Below are 22,006 nucleotides of genomic sequence, written 5' to 3'. Positions count from 1 at the left end.
GCGATGCCGCGAACTACCAGATCAGGTCCGCCGGCACGTCGTCCTCGACCGGCGCGTTCGGATCCACGAGCAGCACCAGGGCCTCGGCCGACGCGGCCTTCACCTGCTGCGCGATGTCAGCGAGAACCAGCAGGTAGCGGCCATTCTGCTGCACCACCGCAATCTCCCCGCGATTGACGGCGACCAACTGCTCCTGCGTGCAGTAGACGCGACGGATCTTGCCGCCGTGTTCGAAATGGCGCGCGTGTTCCGCATCAGCCACGTTCAATGCCTTGCCGTTGAGCAGGCGTGCGACCTGTTCCTTGCGCTCGCGCTTTTCGCGAGCCTTCTGCTCGGCCTCGCGCTGGACGCGTTCACGTTCTTCGCGCTCGCTGCGTGCGCGCAGGGCGTAGGCCTGCGCGAGATCCGGCTCTCCGCCGGAGGACGGCCTGGACGTGTTCGCCGGGCTGCCGCGCGCTGCGGGTGGCTTGCCGTGCGTAGGCTTGCCGCCCCCGGGACGCGCCGCCGCCGGCTTTTCGCCTGGGCGGTTCGCGGGCTTGCCGGACGAGGTACGAACCGGCTCCGGTCTGGTTTCGGCCTTTAACTTCTGAACCAGTCCACTTTTCAATAACTGGTCGCGCAGGGAATCTGCCATGGTCGATCTTCGCGTGCGATTTCGGGAACGGAACGGGATTCAGTAATGCGGCGGCGGCGGCTCGCTCGCCGGATCGTGGTTCAGACTCGAACGCACGACGCCGAGCTCATTGCGCAGGCGGCGGAACTCGTCGCGCATGTCGCCGATGACACGGTCATGCGTGGCGACGGTGGTATTGAGCACGGCAACCGTGTCCTCAAGGAAGGCGAAGCGCACTTCCAGCTCGGTCAGGCGTTCTTCCAGCGTAGCGGCAACGGGCATGTCAGCTCAACTTCTCGATCAGGTGACGGCCATGGCGCGATCCTACCAGCCCCTGGGTCTCGCGTTCGGCCAGACGCCGGTCAGCTTCGGCCATTTCGGCGACGAGCGCAGCAAAATCGGTGAGCGGCTGCCACCCCAGTTCACGCCGGGCCAATGAAGCGTCACCGACCAGCGTATCGACTTCGGCCGGCCGGAAATAGCGCGGATGGATGCGTACGATGGTGTCGCCGACACGCAGTCGGCTGCCGGCCAGATCAGAGCGAACGACGCGCGCGGTCTCCTTCACGCCGCTGCCCTCGAACTCCAGCTCCAGCTGCATCGCGCGCGCAGCCAGCTCGACAAACTCGCGCACGGTGTGCTGCTGGCCGGTCGCGATAACGTAGTCGCGCGGCTGCGCCTGCTGCAACATCAGCCACTGCGCCTGTACGTAGTCGCGCGCATGTCCCCAGTCGCGGCGGGCATCCATATTGCCGAGATAGACACACTGCTGCAGGCCGTAGGCGCAGCGCGCCAAGCCTCGCGTGATCTTGCGCGTGACAAAGGTTTCGCCGCGCAACGGTGATTCGTGATTGAACAGAATGCCGCTGCAGGCGAAAAGCCCATGGGCCTCGCGGTAGTTCTGCGTGATCCAGTGCGCGTAGAGCTTTGCCACACCATAGGGCGAGCGCGGGTGAAATGGCGTGGATTCTGTCTGCGGCGACGCCTGCACCTGACCGAACAGCTCCGAGGTCGATGCCTGATAGAAGCGCGTACGCGCCGTCAACCCAAGTATGCGCACGGCCTCGAGCAGGCGCAAAGTGCCCAGCGCATCGGCGTTCGCGGTGAATTCGGGCTCCTCGAACGACACAGCCACGTGGCTTTGCGCACCGAGGTTGTAGATCTCGTCGGGCTGAACCAGCTGCATCACACGCAACAGGCTGAGCGAATCGGTCAGATCGCCATAGTGCAGATGCACCTTTGGTACCGCTTCGTCGAGCTCGTGATAAAGATGATCGATACGCTCGGAGTTGAACGACGACGTGCGGCGCTTGATGCCGTGCACTTCGTAGCCTTTGCCAAGCAGCAGCTCGGCGAGGTACGCGCCGTCCTGTCCGGTGATACCCGTGATCAACGCTCGTTTGGACACGCCCCGCCCTCCGTGGTCCGCTGCTGGGTGCTCAGATCTTCGCGACACTGCGCCCGCGCCCTATGCCGTAGTAGGCCAGGCCGGCGGCTTCGACTGCCGCGGGATCGTAGATATTGCGCCCGTCGAAGACCGCCGCATGCTTCAGCCGCGTCGCAAGCATGCGGAAGTCAGGGCTGCGGAACGCCTTCCATTCGGTCACCACGGCCAGCGCATCGGCACCGTCGAGCGCCTGCAACGCCTGATCGCAGAGCACCAGGTCGGCGCGTTCGCCGAACAGGCGCCGGGCTTCGTCACGCGCCTCGGGGTCATGCGCACGTACCTGCGCACCCGCCTGCCAGAGCTGCTCGAGAAGGCGACGGCTGGGCGCCTCACGCATGTCGTCGGTATTGGGTTTGAATGCGAGCCCCCAAACCGCGATCGTGCGGCCGCGCAAGTCGCCATCGAAGTAGGCGTGGATAAGTTCGAACAACCGGTTCTTCTGCGCGTCGTTGACGGCTTCGACTGACTGCAGCAGCCGCGCATCGTAGCCATGCGCACGCGCAATGCGCTCCAGCGCCTGCACATCCTTCGGAAAACAGGAGCCACCGTACCCCATGCCGGGATAGATAAAGTGATAGCCAATGCGTGGGTCCGAGCCAATGCCGTGGCGCACGAGTTCGATGTCGGCGCCGACTCGCTCAGCGATATTGGCCATCTCGTTCATGAAGCTGATCTTGGTCGCGAGCATCGCGTTCGCCGCGTACTTGGTCAGCTCAGCCGAGCGTACGTCCATCAGGACGATTCGGTCATGGTTGCGATTGAACGGCGCATACAGACGACGCAGCAGCGCAATCGCCGCGGTACTGTCGCTGCCGATGACGATGCGATCGGGACGCATGCAGTCGTTGACCGCATCGCCTTCCTTGAGGAATTCGGGGTTGGAAACCACATCGAAGCCGATCGAGACGCCACGCTCGCCCAACACTTCGTCGATACAGTCGCGCACCCGGTCGGCCGTTCCAACCGGCACCGTTGATTTGTTGACGATGACGCTGCCGGCGCCGAGGTGCGTGCCGATTGTGCGTGCGACCGCAAGCACATGGCTCAGATCAGCGCTGCCATCTTCTCCGGGTGGCGTACCGACCGCGATGAAGATCACTTCGCCATGCGCGATCGCCGGCGCGGAATCAGTGGTGAACGCGAGCCGGCCCGCCGCGAAATTCGACAGCACGAGTTCTTCGAGGCCAGGTTCGTAAATCGGAATCTGACCTTGCTTGAGGCGTTCTATCTTGGCCACATCGACATCGACGCAGACCACGCTGTTGCCCATCTCCGCCAGGCAGGTGCCCGTGACCAGGCCGACGTAACCGGTACCGAAAACGGTGACGTTCATGCGCAGCGAAATCCTCGGGAAAGGGGCGGAATTCTAGCAGCCCGGGCCTACCGGGCCTGCAACAAAAAAGGGCGCGGCGATCGACTCGCCGCGCCCTGGTCACGCACGCGCTGTAGCGCTGTTTACTTCTTGGCCGGTTCGGCCGGCTGCGCGGCTTCCGCCGGCTTGGCGGCTTCCGGCGGCACGATCTTGATGAGCTCGACATCGAAGGTCAGCATTGCGTTCGGGCCGATCGGACCCGGGCCGTTTTCACCGTAGGCCAGGCTGGACGGGATGAAGAACTTGTACTTCGAGCCGACCGGCATCAGCTGCAGACCTTCGGTCCAACCCGGGATCACGCCCTTGAGCGGGAACGTGGCCGGCTCGCCGCGGTCGACCGAGCTGTCGAACTTGGTGCCGTCGAGCAGCGTGCCGGTGTAATGGACCTGCACGGTGTCGGTATCCTTGGGCTTAGGACCCGTGCCGGCCTTGACGACTTCGTACTGCAGGCCCGACGCGGTCGTGGTGACGCCTTTCTTGCTCTTGTTCTTGGCGAGGAATTCGTCGCCGGCCTTCTTGTTGGTTTCAGCCTTGACCTTCTCTTCGGCAGCGCGCTTGGCCTGGAGCTTGGTCATGAAATCCTGACGAACCTTGAGGGCATCTTCCTGGCTGAGCGCGGTCTTCTCGCCCTTGACCGAAGCCTGCAGAGCCTGGATCACCACGGCCATGTCGATTTCGTCCTTGATAGAGGCCAGGCCCTTGCCCACGTCCATACCGACCATGTAGCTGACCTTGTCCTTTTCCGTCTTCAGCTCCTGGGCAAACGCGCCACCGGCGGTGCCGAGCGCCGCGACGATGGCGGCAGCCGTCAGGCTCTTCTGCAGAAACTTGCTCATCTATTGCTCCTGGAATGGTTTGGTATGGCGGCCCGACGGCCGCTTAGGCGCTACGGGGCTGCGTATTGTGGAGACGCGGCGGGTTGAAGGCAAACGTCCGGCGGGGTGCGACCGCGGCCCTGGAGCCAAGTTCCCGAGCATTCGCCGGTGACGCGTAAAAAGCCGAATCGACCTTTGTTCAAGTGGCGCCAAAAATCCCAGGGACAAGTGCGACTGCTAGACTATCCGGATGCTCAGATTCGATTCCGTCGCGCTGCGGCGCGGCAGCAAACTGCTTTTCTCCGATGCAACGGTTCAGCTCCATGCCGGCTGGCGGGTGGGCGTAACCGGGCGAAATGGCGCCGGAAAGACCAGCCTCTTCGCCCTCGTGGCCGGCGAACTGCAGCCGGATTCCGGCGACTTCTCGCGACCGCGCGACTGGGTGCTGGCGCATGTGCGCCAGGAAACGCCAGCGCTGGCGCAGAGCGGCATCGACTATGTACTCGACGGCGACCGCGAGTACCGCGAGACCGAGCGGGCGCTGGCGCGGGCGGAAGCCGACCACGACGCGCTCGCGCAGGCCCAGTTGCACGAACGCCTGCACGTCATCGGCGGCTACGCCGCCCCGGCGCGCGCCGCGGCATTGATGCACGGCCTGGGTTTCAAGCCGGGCGAAGAGGGCCGCAGCGTCGCCGAATTCTCCGGCGGCTGGCGCATGCGCCTGAACCTGGCCCAGGCGCTGATGTGCCGTTCGGACCTGCTGTTGCTGGACGAACCCACCAACCATCTCGACCTGGACGCCGTGTTCTGGCTGGAAGACTGGTTGCGGCGCTACGAAGGCACGCTGCTGCTGATCTCGCACGACCGCGAGTTCATCGACAATGTGGTCAGTCATGTGCTCGAGATCGCCGACGAAAAAGTCGAATTGTTCGCCGGAACCCTGTCCGGCTTCGAGCGCAAGCGCGCCGAGCGTCTCGTCCAGCAGCAATTGCAGTACGAACGCCAGCAGCGCGAGCGGGCACACCTGCAGAGCTTTGTCGATCGCTTCAAGGCCAAGGCGAGCAAGGCGCGCCAGGCGCAAAGCCGGGTCAAGGCGCTTGAGCGCATGGTCGAGATCGCGCCGATCCGCGCGGCCTCGTCGATCCGTTTCGAATTCCGCAAACCCGAAGCCCTGCCTTACCCGCTGGCGCGCCTGGACAATGCCTCGGCCGGCTACGCCGATCGCAATGTGCTCGAGAACGTCAAGTTCGGGCTCGTGCCGGGTGACCGCATTGCCCTGCTCGGCGCCAATGGTGCAGGCAAATCGACGCTGATCAAACTCCTCTCGGGCGCCATTGAGAATCGCAGCGGCGAACGCTTCGAAGCCAAGGGCCTGCGCATCGGCTACTTCGCCCAGCACCAGTTGGAAACGCTGGACCCCGCGGCGAGCGCGATCGAACATCTCAAGCGCCTCGACGACAAGCTAGGCGAACAGGCCGCGCGCGACTTTCTCGGCGGCTTTGGTTTCGTCGGTGATCGCGCTCTGGAACCCGTGGCGCCGTTCTCCGGCGGGGAGAAGGCGCGCCTGTGTCTGGCGCTCGTCGTCTGGCAGCGTCCGAACCTGCTGCTGCTCGACGAACCCACCAATCATCTGGACCTCGACATGCGCGAGGCGCTCACCGAAGCGCTCAACGATTTCGACGGCGCGGTCGTGCTGGTCGCGCACGATCGCGCGTTGATACGCACATGCTGCGAAACCCTGCTTCTCGTTGGCGCAGGGCGTGTGCAGCCTTACGAGGGCGACCTTGAGGACTACGCCCGCATCGTGCTGCGCCAGACCGCCGCCGCGGCACCGGTTGCGGTCGCCGCGGAGGCACCCGCGCGAAAGCTGGACCGGCGCGAACGCGCCGATCAGCGCTTGCGCCAGGCGCCGCTGCGCAAGGAAATACAGAAATTGGAAAAGCGCATGACCGAACTCAGCGAACGCAAGCGCACGCTGGAAGCGGACCTGCTCGATCCGACACTCTACGAAACACCGTCCAAGGCGACCCAGCTCACGCGCGAGATCAGTGAAGTCGCCAGCGAACTGGGCCGGATCGAGGACAGCTGGATTCAGGCGCAGGAAACGCTGGAACAGGCTGGCGTCGATTGATGGGCGCAACTTGTACTTGTACCGAACCGACCGTCCTGCGGTGATATTGCACGCACGACTCAAAACAACCTAGGAATCCCATTCATGAGCCAACTCATCGCCGCGCACGGCGGCAACCTCGTCGACCTGCTCGTTGCGCCAGCCGAGCGCGACGCCCTCAAGCACGAAGCAGCCGCCCTGCCTGGCTGGGATCTGAACCCGCGCCAGCTCTGCGACCTGGAACTGCTGATGACAGGCGCGTTCTCGCCACTCAGAGGGTTTCTTGGCCGCGCCGACTACGACGGCGTCTGTCGCGACATGCGCCTGGCCGACGGCACGTTGTGGCCCGTGCCCGTCACGCTCGACGTGAGCCGCGAGTTCGTCGACAGGCTCGGCACGGCCCGCCGCATCGCCCTTCGCGATCCCGAAGGCGTAGCGCTGGCGGTGCTCGATATCGACGACGTCTGGGAAGCCGACCGCGAAGCGGAGGCAAGTGCCGTATTCGGCACGACCGATCCACTGCACGCAGGCACCGCCTGGCTGCTGAATCGTGCAGGACCGCTCTATCTCGGCGGCCGCGTGCGCGGCATTGAGCTACCCCAACACTACGATTTCCGCCACTTGCGCCTGACCCCGCGCGAGGTACGCGCCCGGTTCGACAAGCTGGGCTGGCGCCGCATCGTAGCGTTCCAGACGCGCAACCCCATGCACCGCGCGCACCTTGAGCTGACGTTCCGCGCCGCGCAGATCGCCGAAGCGAACCTGCTGATCCATCCCAGCGTCGGCATGACCAAGCCCGGCGACATCGACCACTACACGCGCGTGCGCTGCTACGAAAAACTGATCGGACACTACCCCGAGCAGACCAGCATGCTGTCACTGCTTCACCTGGCCATGCGCATGGGCGGGCCTCGCGAAGCGCTCTGGCACGCCATCATTCGCAAGAACCACGGCTGCTCGCATTTCATCGTCGGCCGCGATCACGCCGGCCCCGGCAATGGCAGCGACGGCAAGCCGTTCTACGGCCCCTACGATGCGCAGGAACTCGTCGCGAAGCACCAGGCGGAGCTTGGCATCCAGATGGTGCCGTTCCAGGAAATGCTGTATGTGCAGGAACGCGCGCAGTACGCGCCTGCCGACGAGATACAGCCCGGTGAAACCGTGCTGAACATCTCCGGCACCGAGCTGCGCCGGCGCCTGCATGAAGGTCTCGACATCCCGGAGTGGTTCACCTATCCGGAAGTCGTTGCCGAGCTGCGCCGCACGCATCCGGCGCGGCACAAGCAGGGCTTCACGGTGTTCTTCACCGGCCTTTCTGGCGCCGGCAAATCGACGTTGGCCAATGCGCTGATGGTTCGCCTGCTCGAACTCGGCACACGCCCGGTCACGCTGCTGGACGGCGACATCGTACGCAAGCATCTGTCGTCCGAACTCGGCTTTTCGCGCGAGCACCGCAACCTCAACGTTCAGCGCATCGGTTTCGTCGCCAGCGAGATCACCAAGAACGGCGGCATTGCGATCTGCGCGCCGATCGCGCCCTATGCGGCCGCGCGCAAGGAAGTGCGCGAGATGATTTCGCAATACGGCCTGTTCGTCGAAACTCACATCGCCACGCCGTTGGACATCTGCGAACAGCGCGACCGCAAAGGACTGTATGCGCTGGCGCGCGCCGGCAAACTCAAGGAGTTCACCGGCATCAGCGATCCGTACGAAGCGCCGGAGACGCCGGAACTGCGCATCGATACCAGCGAGATGAATCCGGACGAAGCGGTTCAGCGCATCGTGCTGAAACTCGAAAACCTCGGCCTCATCCGGCCTCGCGGCTGACACCAACATACGGAAGCGGTCCCGGCGAACCATGCCGGGACCGCAAGGTGCTCACTTCACCGGTTCTGCGGCGATGGCCTTCTCGATCGCGGCGACAAGCTCCGCGTCATCGGGCTTGACCTTGCTGGAGAAGTCCCCGAGGACCTTGCCGTCCCGACCGACCAGATACTTGTAGAAATTCCAGCTCGGGTAGCGTTCGCCGCTCGCCGCCGCGAGGCGCTGATACAGCGGCGTCGCTTGGTCCTTGGTCACATGGACTTTTTCGAACATGGGAAATTTCACGCCGTACGTCAGCGTGCAGAATTCCTGGATTTCCTTCTCGCTGCCCGGCTCCTGCTGCATGAAATCGTTGGACGGGAAGCCAAGCACGGCAAAGCCCTTGTCGGCGTATTTCGCATGCAGTTTTTCCAGACCCTCATACTGAGGTGTAAAGCCGCACTTGCTCGCGGTATTCACGACCAGCAGCACCTTGCCGTCGTACTGCTTGCACAACGAAACCTTGTCCTTGCCTGCCAGCGGGCGGTATTCGGCGTTGAGCAGCTCGCTACAAGCCAAAGCCGGGCCGCTGACGACTAGCGACAACAGAAAGACAGTCAGGATTCGACGCATGGGACCTCTCCTAAGTGGTAGGAAACCGGCCGAGCATACTCTGCAACGACCGCTAAGCTACGGTTTTTCTGCAACTTTCCTGGCGGCCCTCGATTTTTCTTGACAGTCCCGGAAAAAGTTCTTGACGGCTTTCGATATGGTGTTATAGTTCACTACAACACCACCCAAGCAAAGCACTTCGAAGGAACCGCCATGAAAGTCAGCGCCATCGTCACCGTACTGATCGCTTCCTTTACCTTCGTGGCCGGCGCCGCCATCGAGCGCGCCACCCATGAAGCCGCCACTCCGGCGAGGTCCACCGCCCGCGCTACCGCACCGAAAGTTGCGCCGGAGCGCATCACCACCTTGGTCACTCTGCCGGAAGTCACTGTGCGTCCTAGCGCCGAGGACATCGCGCTGGCCTTTGCCCAGCCGGTTGCCGACGCTGAAACCGACGCCAGCGCCGTGCCCGATTCCCCCGTGCGGCGCAGCACCGGCGCCGGCAGAGGCAGTTTCGACATGCCCTACTATTCGTTCGGCAAGGTGCTCCCGCAGGTGAGCCAGGACTGAAACTCATGACCATTACGTGGAATGACAACACCCCGATCTACCGCCAACTGCGCGACCGCGTCGTGGCGATGATCCTGGACGGTGTGCTGAACGAAGGGGACGCCCTGCCCTCGGTTCGCCAGGTCGCTGCGGATTTCCAGCTCAATCCGATCACGGTGTCCAAGGCGTACCAAGAGCTGGTCGAAGAACAACTGGTCGAAAAACGACGGGGATTGGGTATGTACGTCAACGAAGGTGCGCGCGATGCCTTGCTCAAGAACGAACGCGAGCGGTTTCTGCGCGAAGAGTGGCCCAGCCTGTATGCGCGCCTGAAGCGCCTGGGCCTGGACGTGGAAAGGCTGGTTCAGGACAGCCGGGACATGGAAGGAGCCTCGTCATGAGTGCGGTAATCCAGGCCAACCGCCTGAGCAAGCGTTTCGGTACGACACCGGCACTCGACGACGTCAGCTTCTCTGTCGAAGCCGGCCGCATCGTGGGTCTGATCGGCCCGAACGGCGCCGGCAAGACCACCGCACTGAAAGCCATTCTCGGCCTGACCGATTTCCAGGGCGACCTCTCCGTGCTCGGCCTCGATCCGCGCAAGCAGCGCCACGAACTGATGCAGCACGTCTGCTTCATCGCCGACGTCGCGGTGCTGCCGCGCTGGATCCGTGTCAGCGAAGCTGTCGAGTTCGTCGCCGGAGTACATCCGCGCTTCTCGCGCGCCAAGTGCGAACAATTCCTCGCCCGCACCAAGCTGAAGCCGCGCATGCGGGTGCGCGAAATGTCCAAGGGCATGATCGTGCAGCTGCATCTGGCCCTGGTCATGGCCATCGACGCGCGCCTGCTGGTGCTCGACGAACCGACGCTGGGCCTGGACATCCTCTACCGCAAGGAGTTCTACCAGAGTCTGCTCAACGACTACTTCGACGAGCAAAAGACCATCATCATCACGACCCACCAGGTCGAAGAGGTCGAGCACATCCTGACCGATCTCATGTTCATACGCGACGGCAAGATCGTGCTCGACGCGAGCATGGATGCGATCGCCGAGCGCTTCACCGAAGTCATGGTCAACCCGGACAGGGCCGCCGCCGCACGCGCGCTGCAGCCGCTGGGCGAGCGCCAGATCTTCGGCAAGTCGATTTTCCTGTTCGACGGCACAGACAAGCCGCGCCTGGCCGAGCTCGGCGAAATCCGCCAGCCCAACATCGCCGACCTGTTCGTGGCCACCATGAAAGGAACCTACGCATGAACACCTTTGCCTGGCTGCTCAAGCGCGAGTACTGGGAACACCGCGGCGGCTTCCAGTGGGCACCGCTGATTGCTGCGGGCATCATCCTGCTGGTCGTCACCATCGCCGTCATCACCGGATTGTCCAATGCTCCTCTCGACGGTCACGCGCTGATCAACGGCGTGCGCATCAGCGACATCGCAGCGGCGCTGACGCCGGAACAGCGGTTGAAGATCGGCGCGGGACTGGACGTCGGCCTGTTCTTCTCGGCCGCGCCCATCGCGATCACGCTTGCCATAGTCACGTTTTTCTATCTGCTTGGCTCGCTCTACGACGACCGCCGCGACCGCAGCATCCTGTTCTGGAAATCGTTGCCGATTTCGGACATGGAAACCGTGCTGTCGAAACTGGTCGCCGCAACCGTGATAGCTCCGCTGTTCGCGCTGGCGGCGGCATTGATCCTGATGCTCGGGCTGCTGATTCTCTTCAGCATCGTCGTCGCGATCTACGGCATGAACCCGTTCACTGTGGTCTGGGCCAACGCCTCGCCGCTGAGCGTGGTCGGCAAGGTGGCGATGCTGATCCCGCTGAATGCGGTCTGGGCGCTGCCCACCATCGGCTGGCTGATGCTGTGCTCGGCCTTCGCCAAGCGCGTGCCCTTCCTCTGGGCAACCTTGCTGCCCATCGCGATCGGCACCTGCGTTTCGATCTTCGATGCAGTGACGAACCTGCGCCTCCCGAACGACTGGTTCTGGCAGCACATCGTCTCGCGCGTGCTGTTCAGCATCCTGCCAGGTAGCTGGATGGACTTCGAGCACTTGGACAACAAGATGGACGGCGCCGATGGCCCCGAAGTGCTGCTCAATGCGATCGATCTGAACACTATCCTCGCGCCGCTGGCCGGGGCGAATCTGTGGATCGGTGCCGCAGCCGGCGCCGGCATGATCGCTCTCGCGATCTGGCTGCGTCGCTGGCGCGACGACAGCTGAGCTGCATGGCACCTCCAATAGAAAAAGGCCGCCCCAAGAGGGCGGCCTTTTTTATGCTCGCGGAAACGCAGGGAGCGCTTCGTCGGTCGGACGACTTGACTATTCGATGTTGTCGCTGAGCACTTTGAACTTGCCGGTAGCGCCCTTTTCCTTCTGCAGACCGACCTGATTCGTGTTCAGCGCTCCTTCGAGCCAGTAGCGCGCAAGCTGACCACCGTCGCGACGCACGACCATCGCTGATGTCTTGCCGAGATAGACCATGTCGCCCTGGGTCAACTGGTCAATGCGCAGGCTGCGACCAACCGGCCGGCCTTCCGCATAGGACTTCTCCATGTCGGCGCGTTCCGCGTCGCCGTCCGCCGGCACCGTAGCGGTGAATAGCTGCGCCTCGCCTGCGGTACCTCGCAGCGATACGTTGCTGCTGCTCGTGATCTTGTAGACGACTTCATAGCGGTTCTCGGCCAGCGGCTTGAGTTCCGCGCGCAGCAGATTGAGCTCGCCGGTCAGCCAGAACAGCGTGGTACCGAGACTGTCGCGGCGCACCACAGCACGAACATCGCCGTCGATATAGATGATGTCCCCCTTCTGCAACAGGGTCTGATCGAGTTCGCCCTTGGCTGGCTTGCCGCCGTGCAGGTTCTGTTCGAAGCGCTGCTTGATGGCGACGGACGGATCAGCCGCGGGTTTGGCCACCGGGGCTGGAGCCGGAGGCGGCGTCTGTACCGGAGCGGGAGCCAGAGGCGGCGTTTCCACGGGCGCCGGAGCCGGGGGCGGCGCTTGCACGGGTGCCGGAGCCGGAGCCGGCGGCGGTGCCGGAGCCGGCGCGACGGGCTTCGGCGCTTCGACCGGCTTGGGTGCCGGCTTCGGCGCTTCGACCGGCTTGGGCGGCGCGGCCGATGGTGCGGGCTTGGGCGCTTCGGCGGGTTTCGGCGCCTCGACCGGCTTCGGTGGCTCGACCTTTGCCCTGTCAGCCACGCGTACGACGACGTTTTCGAAGAAGCTGTCGTTCAACTTCACGTCGGCGGCGCCGCCAGCCTTGACCTTGGCGGCAACCTTGCCATGCCACTCCTTGGGCGCATTGATCACGACTTCCTTACCGGTCGCTGCGGCCTCGCGGCCGAGCGCGGCCAGCTTGGCGTCTGCGGCACCGGTTTCGATGTCCTTGGCCGTAATCGAGATTTCCTGTTGCGCCCAAGCGCTGCTTGCTAGCAGCGCGGTGGCGAGGGCCAGACGTTTCAGCATTTCATTCTCCAGACAAGACGACTACTGCAAGTGCTAATGAGCGGCGCCATTGTGACGCCCGATTCCGTACCGGCATGTGCTGTTCGCCATGACGGGCATGACTTTCGTATGGTCGGCTCAGCCGCCACCTCCGCTACCGGCCCCAATACCGCCACGGGTCAGCGCCACGGGGTCGAGCAGACGCTTGAGTTCCGCGTCGGACAATCCGCTGCGCTCACGCGCGACGTCGAGGATGGCCCGGCCTTCCTTGTAAGCCTGCTTGGCCATCGCCGCCGCCGCCTCGTAGCCGACGACGGGGTTCAGCGCCGTGACCAGGATGGGGTTGCGTGCCAGCGCAGCTTCCACCCGGTCTTCCCGCACGCGCAGGCCGGCGATCGCCGCGTCCGCGAGCTGTCGCGACACACTGCCCAGCAGCGATATGGACTGCAGCAGATTGTGCGCGATGAGCGGCAGCATCACGTTGAGCTGGAAGCTGCCGCTCTGCCCGGCGATCGTGACCGTCACATGGTTGCCCATGACCTGGGCGCACACCATCGCGACGGCCTCGGGAATTACCGGGTTGACCTTGCCCGGCATGATCGACGAACCCGGCTGCAGCGCGGGCAACTCGATCTCGCCGAGCCCCGCGAGAGGGCCCGAATTCATCCAGCGCAGGTCGTTAGCGATCTTCATGAGTGCGCAGGCCAGCGCGTTCAGCTGGCCCGACAGCTCGACCGCCGCGTCCTGCGATGCGATGCCTTCGAACAGGTTGGGCGCCGATTCAAGTTTCGCGCCAGCAAGCTCGGCGAGGCGCTTGGTCGCGCGCTTGGCCTGGCGCGGATCGGCATTGATGCCTGTGCCTATCGCCGTGCCGCCGAGCGGCAGACGACGCACGCGCTTGAGCGAATCCTCGATTCGCTCGATCGAGGAATCAAGTTGCGCGGCCCAGGTGCCGAACTCCTGACCAAAGGTCAGCGGCATCGCATCCATGAGGTGAGTGCGGCCGGTCTTGGTCACCTTCGCCAGTGACCTGGCCTGGCGCTGTATCGTGCCACGCAGATGGACCAGTGCCGGGAGCAGGTCTTCGCGCACCTGCAGCACGGCCGCGAGCTGGATTGCGCTCGGGATAACGTCGTTGGAGCTTTGCCCCATGTTGACGTGATCGTTGGCGTGCACACCGAGCTTGCGCTCCCGGTTAGCCAGGCTTGCAATCACCTCGTTGGCGTTCATGTTGCTAGACGTGCCGGAACCGGTCTGGAAGACGTCGATCGGAAATTCGGCATCGAATTCGCCAGCGGCGACGCGTTCGGCAGCCTTGCGGATCGCTTTGGCAAGATTCGGCTTGAGGTGGCCGAGGTCAGCGTTGACGTCGGCCATGGCGGCCTTGATCAGCCCCAGTGCGCGGATGAAAGCGCGTGGCAGGCGCAGGCCGGAAATCGGGAAATTCTGCACGGCACGCTGGGTCTGCGCGCCATAGAGGGCGGCGGCCGGCACACGCAGTTCGCCCATGCTGTCTTTTTCGATGCGGTAGTCGCCCATGAGATTTCCTGCGCGGATAGGCGGAATAGGGACCGGCCAGTATAGCCACCGGTGTATGATTCCGCGTCTTTGGCTCCGCCTCGCCCCCTTCCGATGACCCTCAACACCCTCACCGCCCTGTCGCCGCTGGACGGCCGCTACGCCGCCAAAGTCGATCCGCTGCGCCCGATCTTCAGCGAATTCGGCCTGATGCAGCGCCGCGTACTCGTCGAAGTCCGCTGGCTGCTGGCTCTGGGCGAACATCCCGCCATCGCCGAGGTGCCAGCCTTCAGTGCCGCGGCGCGTCAGTTCCTGACGACGCTTGCCGAGGGCTTTTCGTTGCACGACGCCGAACGCGTCAAGACGATCGAGCGCGAAACCAACCACGACGTCAAGGCGATCGAGTACCTGCTCAAGCAGCGCAGCGCGGGCTTCACCGAAGTCGAGGCAGTCAAGGAATTCATCCATTTCGCCTGCACCAGCGAAGACATCAACAACCTGTCCTACTCGCTGATGCTGCGCGACGCGCGCGACCAGGTCATGCTGCCCGCGATCGACAAGCTGCTTGCCACACTGCGGAAGTTGGCCCACGACCTGGCCGCGCAACCCATGCTGTCACGCACGCACGGCCAGACCGCGTCGCCGACCACGCTGGGCAAGGAGATCGCCAACGTAGCCGCTCGCGTGGCACGGCAGCGCGCGCAGATCGCGAACGTGGAACTGCTCGGCAAGATCAACGGTGCGGTCGGCAACTACAACGCACATGTCGTGGCCTATCCGGAAGTCGACTGGCCCGCGTTCGCGCAGCGCTTCGTCGAGGGGCTGGGGTTGACCTTCAATCCCTATACGACACAGATAGAGCCGCACGACTGCATCGCCGAAATCGGAGACGCGCTGCGCCGCCTCAACACCATCCTCATCGATTTCTCGCGCGACCTCTGGGGCTACATCTCGTTGGGCTACTTCCGCCAGGCACTCAAGCCCGGCGAGGTCGGTTCTTCGACCATGCCGCACAAGGTCAACCCGATCGACTTCGAGAATGCGGAAGGCAACTTCGGCATCGCCAACGGCCTGTTTGAACACTTCAGCGCGAAGTTGCCGATCAGCCGCTGGCAGCGGGACCTGACCGACTCCACTGTGCTGCGCGCACTCGGCACGGCCTTCGGCCACAGCCTTATCGCGCTGGATTCGCTGGGCCGCGGCCTGGGCAAGCTCAAGACGGATCCGGAACGTCTGGCCGCCGATCTGGACGCGAGCCAGGAAGTGCTCGCCGAAGCCGTGCAGACCGTCATGCGTCGTTACGGCCTGCCCAATCCCTACGAACAGCTCAAGGCGCTGACGCGCGGCCACGGCATCTCGAAGGACGCGCTGCGCGAGTTCATCGAATCGCTGGAGCTTCCGGCGGACGCCAAGCAGCGCCTGCGCGAATTGACCCCGGCGACGTATGTCGGCCTGGCCGAATCGCTGGCCAGGAACGTCTGAGCGGTACGGGTACGCGCATGTCGACTCCGATCGAGGTCCAGGCCGGTCCGGGCCAGCCACTGGGCATGAGCACGCAGGATTTCCTGCGCGACTACTGGCAGAAGCGCCCGCTGCTGATCCGCTGCGCACTGGCGGATTTCGCGCCGCCGCTGACGCCGGAGGATCTCGCCGGCCTCGCCTGTGAGGAAGCGGCGCTGTCTCGCCTTATCGTGCGCGATCCCGCGGGCGACAGCTGGAGCGTGCGCTCCGGCCCGTTCGACGACGCCGATTTCGCGCAGCTTCCCGAGAGTCACTGGACGTTGCTCGTGCAAGATGTGGACAAATGGGACATGGACGTGTCTGCGCTGCTTGAGCGCTTCCGCTTCCTGCCGCGCTGGCGCGTCGACGACGTGATGATCTCCTACGCCGTCGACGGCGGCGGGGTCGGCGCACACGTCGACCAGTACGATGTCTTTCTCGTGCAGGGACTCGGCCGGCGCCGCTGGCGCATCAGCGACGATGCCCGCGCGCCGAAGACATTCAGGCCCGAGCTGGAACTGAAGATCCTCGCCGAATTCACGCCGACACACGACTGGGTGCTCGAACCCGGAGACATGCTGTACCTCCCGCCGGGGTTCGCGCATGACGGCGTTGCCGTCGGCGACTGCATGACGTTTTCCGTCGGTATGCGTGCACCGGCGCTGGCCGAGATGCTCGGCGACCTCGTCGACACGCTGGTGGAGCCGCTCAGTGAAGACGACCGCTACACCGATGCCGACCTAGCTCCCGCCGCGGATCCCTACGAAATCGACGCCGCCTCGCTGAGCCGCGTCGAGCATGCCGTCGCGGCACTTCGCGAGATGGACAACGCGCGCCTGCACGACTGGTTCGGGCGCTACATCACGTCCTATCGCTGCGCCCAGACCGCGCTCGCGCCGCCGCGCATCGTGACGGCGACCGAGCTCGACGCAGCCCTGGCCAGGGGCGCCGGTATCGTGCGCTTTCCGTGGGCACGCACGGCCTGGCTCGACGCGACGCCCACCGGACGTGCGGACTGCGCCGGCTCAGGCGACGCAACCTTGTATGTGGCCGGCAGCAGCCATATCTGCTCTGGCGCGTTCGCCCGCCTGATCTGCGAGCAGCGCGAAATCGCCGCCACGGAACTCCAGACGCTGGGCGGCGCCGACAAGACCGTGCTGCTGGCCCTGGTCAATCAGGGTCAGCTCGTGTTGACCCGACCGCAGCGCCGGAGCCGCCGATGATCGAAGACCGCTTTCGTGTGGAACCGGCCGACTGGAACGTCGACCAGGCCGACCTGAAATTCGTCCGCACCGAAGTCTTCGTCCTTGGCCAGAACATTCCCGAAGCCGAGGAATGGGACGAATTGGACGCGCGCTCGATCCATGTCATCGCTCGCGACAACGAAAATCGTCCGATCGGCACCGGCCGGCTCACTCCGGACGACAAGATCGGGCGCATGGCCGTGCTCGACAACTGGCGCGGCCAGCATGTCGGCGACGCCATCATGCGTGCGCTGATCGAGCGCGCCCGCGCGCAGCATCGCGGCGCGCTGGAGATGCACGCGCAGAGCTATGCGATCCCGTTCTACCAGCGCTTCGGTTTCGAGCCCTACGGCGACGAATTCGTCGAATGCGACATTCCGCATCGCATGATGCGGCTCGAACTCGCGCCGACCGACAGCGGCTATCGGCCAGGCAGCCATCTCGATGAGACGCCGGAGCCACGCACGATCGCGGTGGAGAGCCGCGAACAGGCCGTCGCCGCCATGCTGGAACTGCTGCGTGCCGCGAAACGCGAAATCTGCCTCTACACGCGCGACCTCGACCTCGCCCTGTTCGACCAGGAAGCCGTGCTCGACGAACTCAAGCGTATCGGCACGGCCGGGCGCGGCGCACTCGTGCGCATCATCGTGCAGGCCCCCGCGGCGGCGATCGCCGACGGCCACCGCCTGATCCTCCTGGCACATCGCCTGCCCAGCGTGTTCCAGTTCCGCACGCCCGACACCGAGTCAGACCAGCAATACCCATCGGCCTTCCTGATCACCGACCGGCGCGGCTATTACTTCCGCGTCCTCGGCAGCCGTTTCGAAGGTGAGGTCAGGACCTACGCGCCGGGCCGCCATGCCCAGCTGCGCGACTACTTCAACCAGGTGTGGGAACGCTCCCTGCCACCGCAGGGGCTGCGTGAACTGCATATGTAACCGCGCCGGTTTCCGGACAAAAATCGACCGGAATCTGCGTAGTTATGACCATTGTCGCCTTGCCGCGCCGCAACACGATGAGCGTATAATCCGCGGGTTTCGATCAAGCCCGATCGAGCCTTTCCGACGTGCAGCCAGCACCACACTCCGGTGATTCCCGACGTGAGCGCGAACCTGATCCAGTTGTTCCGTGATACCTCCCAGCTCTCCGGCGGCAACGCCGCGTTTATCGAAGAACTCTACGAATCCTGGCTGCGCGACGCGAACACGGTTTCGCCCGAGTGGCAGCGCTATTTCGACGGCTTCAAGGGCCGCGACGACAAATCTCATTCCGACGCGATCGCGCGCATCAGCGCGGCGCAGAAGCTCGGCGGCCGCGGTGCCGCCGCGCCCGTGGCGACCGCAGCGGTCGACGATGCGCAGGCACAGAAGCAGGCCGCCGTGCTCAAGCTGGTCACAGCCTATCGCTCCCGCGGCCACCTCGCCGCGACGCTCGACCCGCTGGGCCTGACCGAGAAACTGCCCGCGCCCGACCTGGAACTGGGCTTCCACGGCCTGGACAGCGGAGACCTCGACACCGAATTCAACACCGGCTCGCTGGCCGGTCCGTCGCGCCTCAAGCTCAAGGATCTGGTCAGCCTGCTCAAGGCGACCTACGCCAGCAGCATCGGCGCGGAATTCATGCACATCAGCGACTCGGTGCAGCGGCGCTGGCTGCACGAGCAGCTCGAGCGCGCTGGCGGCAACTTCGGCCTCTCGCTCGACGACAAGCATCGGCTGCTCGAACGCCTGACCGCGGCCGAAGGCCTGGAGCGCTACCTGCACACGAAGTACGTGGGCCAGAAGCGTTTCTCGCTCGAAGGCGGCGACAGCCTGATTCCGCTCGTCGACGAACTCGTGCGGCGCAGCGGCGCCGACGGCGTCAAGGACATGGTCATCGGCATGGCCCACCGCGGCCGTCTCAACGTACTCGTCAACACGCTGGGCAAGGCCCCGCAGAAACTGTTCGCCGAGTTCGAAGGAAAGTTCGACCATCCCGACGATCCGGCCCATTCCGGCGACGTGAAGTACCACATGGGCTTCTCCGCCGACATCAAGACCACCGGCCACACGGTGCATCTGGCGCTGGCGTTCAATCCGTCGCATCTGGAAATCGTCGATCCGGTCGTCGCCGGCTCCGTGCGCGCGCGCCAGACGCGCCGCGGCGATACCGAGCGCGGCCAGGTCATGCCCGTGCTGATCCACGGCGACGCCGCGTTTGCCGGCCAGGGCGTGGTGATGGAACTGTTCAACATGTCTCAGGCGCGCGGCTTCGCGGTCGGCGGCACGGTCCACATCGTCATCAACAACCAGGTCGGCTTCACGACGTCCAATCCGCAGGACGCACGCTCGACCTACTACTGCACCGACGTCGCCAAGATGGTCAACGCGCCGGTGTTCCATGTGAACGGCGATGACCCGGAAGCGGTGCTTTTCGTCGCCCGCCTCGCCTTCGACTATCGCCAGGTGTTCAAGCGCGACGTCGTCATCGACCTGGTCTGCTACCGCCGCCACGGTCACAACGAAGCGGACGAACCGGCAGCGACTCAGCCGGTCATGTACCAGGTCATCCGCGCGCGCCAGACCACGCGTGATCTCTACGCGCAGAAGCTCGCCGCAGCCGGCACGATCAAGGACGGCGATGCGCAGGCGCTCGTCGACGGCTACCGCAAGAAGCTCGAATCCGGCCTCTCGGTCGCGGACCTGGATCCCGACTTCAAGGATCCTTACGCGCTGGACTGGTCGAAGTTCATCGATGGCCGCATCGATGCGCCGCACAAGACCGCCGTGGCCAAGGAAAAGCTGATCGCGCTGAGCCAGAGCATCCTGAACCTGCCAGCCGAACTCGTGCTTCATCCGCGCGTCGCCAAGATCTACGAGGACCGCGCCAGGATGGCCGCGGGCCAGCAGGCGATGGACTGGGGCTTTGCCGAGAATCTCGCCTACGCGACGCTCGTGGCCGAAGGCCATGACCTGCGCGTGGTCGGCCAGGACGTCGGCCGCGGCACGTTCTTCCATCGCCACGCGGTGCTGCACGACCAGAAGACCGACGGCACCTACGTGCCGCTTGGCCATGTACGCGCCGGCGCGAACGTCGAAGTCATCGACTCGGTGCTCAGCGAAGAAGCCGTCATGGCGTTCGAATACGGCTTCACCACGTCGGAACCGAACACGCTGGTGGTCTGGGAAGCCCAGTTCGGCGACTTCGCCAACGGCGCCCAGGTCGTCATCGACCAGTTCATCAGCTCCGGCGAAGCCAAGTGGGGCCGCCTGTCCAGTCTCGCGCTGTTCCTGCCGCACGGCTATGAAGGCCAGGGTCCCGAGCACTCCTCCGCGCGCCTCGAACGCTTCCTGCAAATGTGCGCATTGAACAATATGCAGGTTTGTGTACCGACGACGCCGGCGCAGGCCTTCCACATGATCCGCCGCCAGATGGTGCGCGACTGCCGCAAGCCGCTCGTCGTCATGACGCCGAAATCGCTGCTGCGCCACAAGCTCGCCGTGTCCTCGCTCGACGATCTGGCCAACGGCGGCTTCCAGCTCGTCATCGGCGACACCACGTCCAAACCGGGACAGAAGGTGCGCCGCGTCGTGCTGTGTTCGGGCAAGGTCTATTTCGACCTCGTCGACGAGTGCGAGAAGCGCGGCGTCAGCGACGTCGCGGTCGTGCGCGTGGAGCAGTTGTATCCGTTCCCGCGTACCGAAGTGAAGGCGCAGTTGGCGAAGTATCCGGCCGCGAAGGAAATCGTCTGGTGCCAGGAAGAGCCGATGAACCAGGGCGCCTGGTATCAGATCCAGCACCACCTGCGCGCGTGTCTGAGCGCAGAGCAGAGCCTCAGCTATGCCGGCCGTGCACGCTCGCCGGCACCGGCCTGCGGCCACCACACCACTCACGTCGCCGAACAGGCGGCCCTGGTCGAGCAGGCGCTGGTCGCGCCGATCGGCACTGATCACGCCTCGGAGTAAGAAGTATGACCATCGAAGTCAAAGTCCCGGTTCTGCCCGAATCCGTTTCCGACGCGACCATCGCGACCTGGCACAAGAAGGCCGGCGAGGCGGTCAAGCGTGACGAGAACCTGGTCGATCTGGAAACCGACAAGGTCGTCCTCGAAGTGCCGGCTCCGGCCGACGGCGTGCTGAAGGAAATCCGACGTCAGACCGGCGAGACGGTGAATTCGCAGGAAATCATTGCCGTGATCGAGGAAGGCGTCGCCGCGGCAGCGCCCGCCCCGGTCGCCGCCGCACCCGCGGCCGAAGCGCCAAAGGCTGCCGCACCGGCTGCCGCCGCCGCGCCGTCGGCCAAGGTCGAGGAGCTGTCTCCCGCCGGCCGCCGCGTCGCGAGCGAGAACGCGATCGATCCGGCCGGCGTCGCCGGCACCGGCCGCGACAGCCGCGTGACCAAGGAAGACCTCGTCAACTTCATGCGCTCGGGCGGCCAGCCCGCTCCGGCGGCGACGCCCGCCGCGGCTCCGGCTGCAGCCCCCACGGCGCCGGCCAAGCCGACGCCGGGCTCGCGTCCGGAAGAGCGCGTGACGATGACGCGCATGCGCGCCAAGATCGCCGAACGCCTGATGCAGTCGAAGAACTCCATCGCCATGCTGACCTCGTTCAACGAGATCAATCTCGGCAAGGTCATGGCCATGCGCAAGGAACTGGTCGAACAGTTCGAGAAGACGCACGGCATCAAGCTCGGCTTCATGAGCTTTTTCGTCAAGGCCGCCTGCGAGGCGCTCAAGCGCCATCCCGTCGTCAACGCCTCGGTCGACGGCAGCGACGTGATCTATCACGGCTACCAGGACATCTCGGTTGCCGTCTCCACCGACAAGGGACTGGTCACGCCGGTGCTGCGCGATGCGCAGAACATGAGCTTCGCCGACGTCGAGAAGCAGATCGCGAGCTACGCCAAGAAGGCGCGCGAAGGCGGCCTGACACTGGACGATCTGGCCGGCGGCACCTTCACCATCACCAACGGCGGCACCTTCGGTTCGCTGTTCTCCACGC

The 22,006-nt window shown here is 64.7% G+C and carries 19 protein-coding genes; 11 read left to right on the top strand and 8 right to left on the bottom strand.

Going from position 1 to position 22,006, the window contains the following annotated elements; translation table 11 throughout:
* Positions 1-13: 13 nt before the first annotated feature.
* The 5 genes from RUU78_RS21120 to RUU78_RS21100 all read right to left on the bottom strand — a co-directional run bounded on the left by RUU78_RS21120 (position 14) and on the right by RUU78_RS21100 (position 4,268).
* Complete coding sequence (locus RUU78_RS21120; RefSeq protein ID WP_313919657.1) at positions 14-634, bottom strand: DUF2058 family protein; 621 nt, start codon at positions 632-634, stop codon at positions 14-16.
* Between the two features lie 39 nt (positions 635-673).
* On the bottom strand, positions 674-895 hold the full coding sequence (locus tag RUU78_RS21115; protein WP_313919656.1) for a SlyX family protein: 222 nt from the start codon (positions 893-895) through the stop codon (positions 674-676).
* Between the two features lies 1 nt (position 896).
* Positions 897-2,021 carry a GDP-mannose 4,6-dehydratase gene (gmd, locus tag RUU78_RS21110; RefSeq protein ID WP_313919655.1) on the bottom strand — a complete coding sequence of 375 codons (1,125 nt, stop codon included), beginning with the start codon at positions 2,019-2,021 and terminating at the stop codon, positions 897-899.
* A gap of 31 nt (positions 2,022-2,052) precedes the next feature.
* On the bottom strand, positions 2,053-3,393 hold the full coding sequence (locus tag RUU78_RS21105) for a UDP-glucose/GDP-mannose dehydrogenase family protein (RefSeq protein WP_313919654.1): 1,341 nt from the start codon (positions 3,391-3,393) through the stop codon (positions 2,053-2,055).
* A gap of 122 nt (positions 3,394-3,515) precedes the next feature.
* Positions 3,516-4,268 carry an FKBP-type peptidyl-prolyl cis-trans isomerase gene (locus RUU78_RS21100; RefSeq protein ID WP_313919653.1) on the bottom strand — a complete coding sequence of 251 codons (753 nt, stop codon included), beginning with the start codon at positions 4,266-4,268 and terminating at the stop codon, positions 3,516-3,518.
* Positions 4,269-4,497: 229 nt separating this feature from the next.
* Between RUU78_RS21100 and RUU78_RS21095 the strand changes: the two genes are divergently transcribed.
* On the top strand, positions 4,498-6,378 hold the full coding sequence (locus RUU78_RS21095) for an ATP-binding cassette domain-containing protein (RefSeq protein ID WP_313919652.1): 1,881 nt from the start codon (positions 4,498-4,500) through the stop codon (positions 6,376-6,378).
* A gap of 84 nt (positions 6,379-6,462) precedes the next feature.
* Positions 6,463-8,184 carry a bifunctional sulfate adenylyltransferase/adenylylsulfate kinase gene (locus RUU78_RS21090; protein ID WP_313919651.1) on the top strand — a complete coding sequence of 574 codons (1,722 nt, stop codon included), beginning with the start codon at positions 6,463-6,465 and terminating at the stop codon, positions 8,182-8,184.
* A 51-nt stretch (positions 8,185-8,235) separates the two neighbouring features.
* On the opposite strand, the gene RUU78_RS21085 is transcribed toward RUU78_RS21090, so the two are convergent.
* Positions 8,236-8,793: a glutathione peroxidase gene (locus RUU78_RS21085; RefSeq protein WP_313919650.1), complete on the bottom strand. Its 558-nt coding sequence runs from the start codon at positions 8,791-8,793 to the stop codon at positions 8,236-8,238.
* Positions 8,794-8,985: 192 nt separating this feature from the next.
* Between RUU78_RS21085 and RUU78_RS21080 the strand changes: the two genes are divergently transcribed.
* Genes RUU78_RS21080 through RUU78_RS21065 form a run of 4 tightly spaced genes read left to right on the top strand, consistent with a single transcriptional unit; the run spans position 8,986 to position 11,544 of the window.
* Positions 8,986-9,342 (top strand): hypothetical protein, encoded by a 357-nt coding sequence (locus tag RUU78_RS21080; RefSeq protein ID WP_313919649.1) that lies wholly within the window; start codon positions 8,986-8,988, stop codon positions 9,340-9,342.
* Between the two features lie 5 nt (positions 9,343-9,347).
* Entirely contained in the window at positions 9,348-9,722 is a 375-nt protein-coding gene (locus tag RUU78_RS21075; protein WP_313919648.1) for a GntR family transcriptional regulator, read from the top strand.
* A complete protein-coding gene (locus RUU78_RS21070; RefSeq protein ID WP_313919647.1) occupies positions 9,719-10,576 on the top strand; it encodes an ABC transporter ATP-binding protein in 858 nt (285 codons plus the stop codon). The genes RUU78_RS21075 and RUU78_RS21070 overlap by 4 nt, the downstream gene beginning before the upstream one ends.
* Positions 10,573-11,544, top strand: coding sequence for a hypothetical protein (locus RUU78_RS21065; protein WP_313919646.1), 972 nt, complete (start codon positions 10,573-10,575; stop codon positions 11,542-11,544). Before RUU78_RS21070 ends, RUU78_RS21065 begins: the two co-directional genes overlap by 4 nt.
* A 99-nt stretch (positions 11,545-11,643) precedes the next feature.
* On the opposite strand, the gene RUU78_RS21060 is transcribed toward RUU78_RS21065, so the two are convergent.
* Both RUU78_RS21060 and RUU78_RS21055 read right to left on the bottom strand, forming a co-directional pair.
* Complete coding sequence (locus RUU78_RS21060) at positions 11,644-12,786, bottom strand: hypothetical protein (protein ID WP_313919645.1); 1,143 nt, start codon at positions 12,784-12,786, stop codon at positions 11,644-11,646.
* Between the two features lie 117 nt (positions 12,787-12,903).
* Positions 12,904-14,304, bottom strand: a complete 1,401-nt coding sequence (locus tag RUU78_RS21055; protein ID WP_313919644.1) for a class II fumarate hydratase — start codon at positions 14,302-14,304, stop codon at positions 12,904-12,906.
* A 93-nt stretch (positions 14,305-14,397) separates the two neighbouring features.
* Between RUU78_RS21055 and purB the strand changes: the two genes are divergently transcribed.
* The 5 genes from purB to sucB all read left to right on the top strand — a co-directional run.
* Positions 14,398-15,765 carry an adenylosuccinate lyase gene (gene purB / locus RUU78_RS21050; protein ID WP_313919643.1) on the top strand — a complete coding sequence of 456 codons (1,368 nt, stop codon included), beginning with the start codon at positions 14,398-14,400 and terminating at the stop codon, positions 15,763-15,765.
* A 17-nt stretch (positions 15,766-15,782) separates the two neighbouring features.
* The gene (locus RUU78_RS21045) at positions 15,783-17,006 is read left to right on the top strand and encodes a cupin domain-containing protein (protein ID WP_313919642.1); all 1,224 of its coding nucleotides are present in this window, start codon (positions 15,783-15,785) and stop codon (positions 17,004-17,006) included.
* Positions 17,003-17,965 (top strand): GNAT family N-acetyltransferase, encoded by a 963-nt coding sequence (locus RUU78_RS21040; protein WP_313919641.1) that lies wholly within the window; start codon positions 17,003-17,005, stop codon positions 17,963-17,965. The genes RUU78_RS21045 and RUU78_RS21040 overlap by 4 nt, the downstream gene beginning before the upstream one ends.
* Before the next feature lie 162 nt (positions 17,966-18,127).
* Positions 18,128-20,971 carry a 2-oxoglutarate dehydrogenase E1 component gene (locus tag RUU78_RS21035; RefSeq protein ID WP_313919640.1) on the top strand — a complete coding sequence of 948 codons (2,844 nt, stop codon included), beginning with the start codon at positions 18,128-18,130 and terminating at the stop codon, positions 20,969-20,971.
* A 5-nt stretch (positions 20,972-20,976) separates the two neighbouring features.
* On the top strand, positions 20,977-22,006 hold a 1,030-nt coding region (gene sucB / locus RUU78_RS21030; protein WP_313919639.1), incomplete at its 3' end, for a dihydrolipoyllysine-residue succinyltransferase.

Origin of the sequence: Tahibacter sp. (assembly GCF_032229445.1) — a bacterium.
Lineage (GTDB): Bacteria > Pseudomonadota > Gammaproteobacteria > Xanthomonadales > Rhodanobacteraceae > Tahibacter.
Note: the sequence above shows the minus strand (reverse complement) of the source record. Positions and strands in the feature narration are given on the sequence as shown.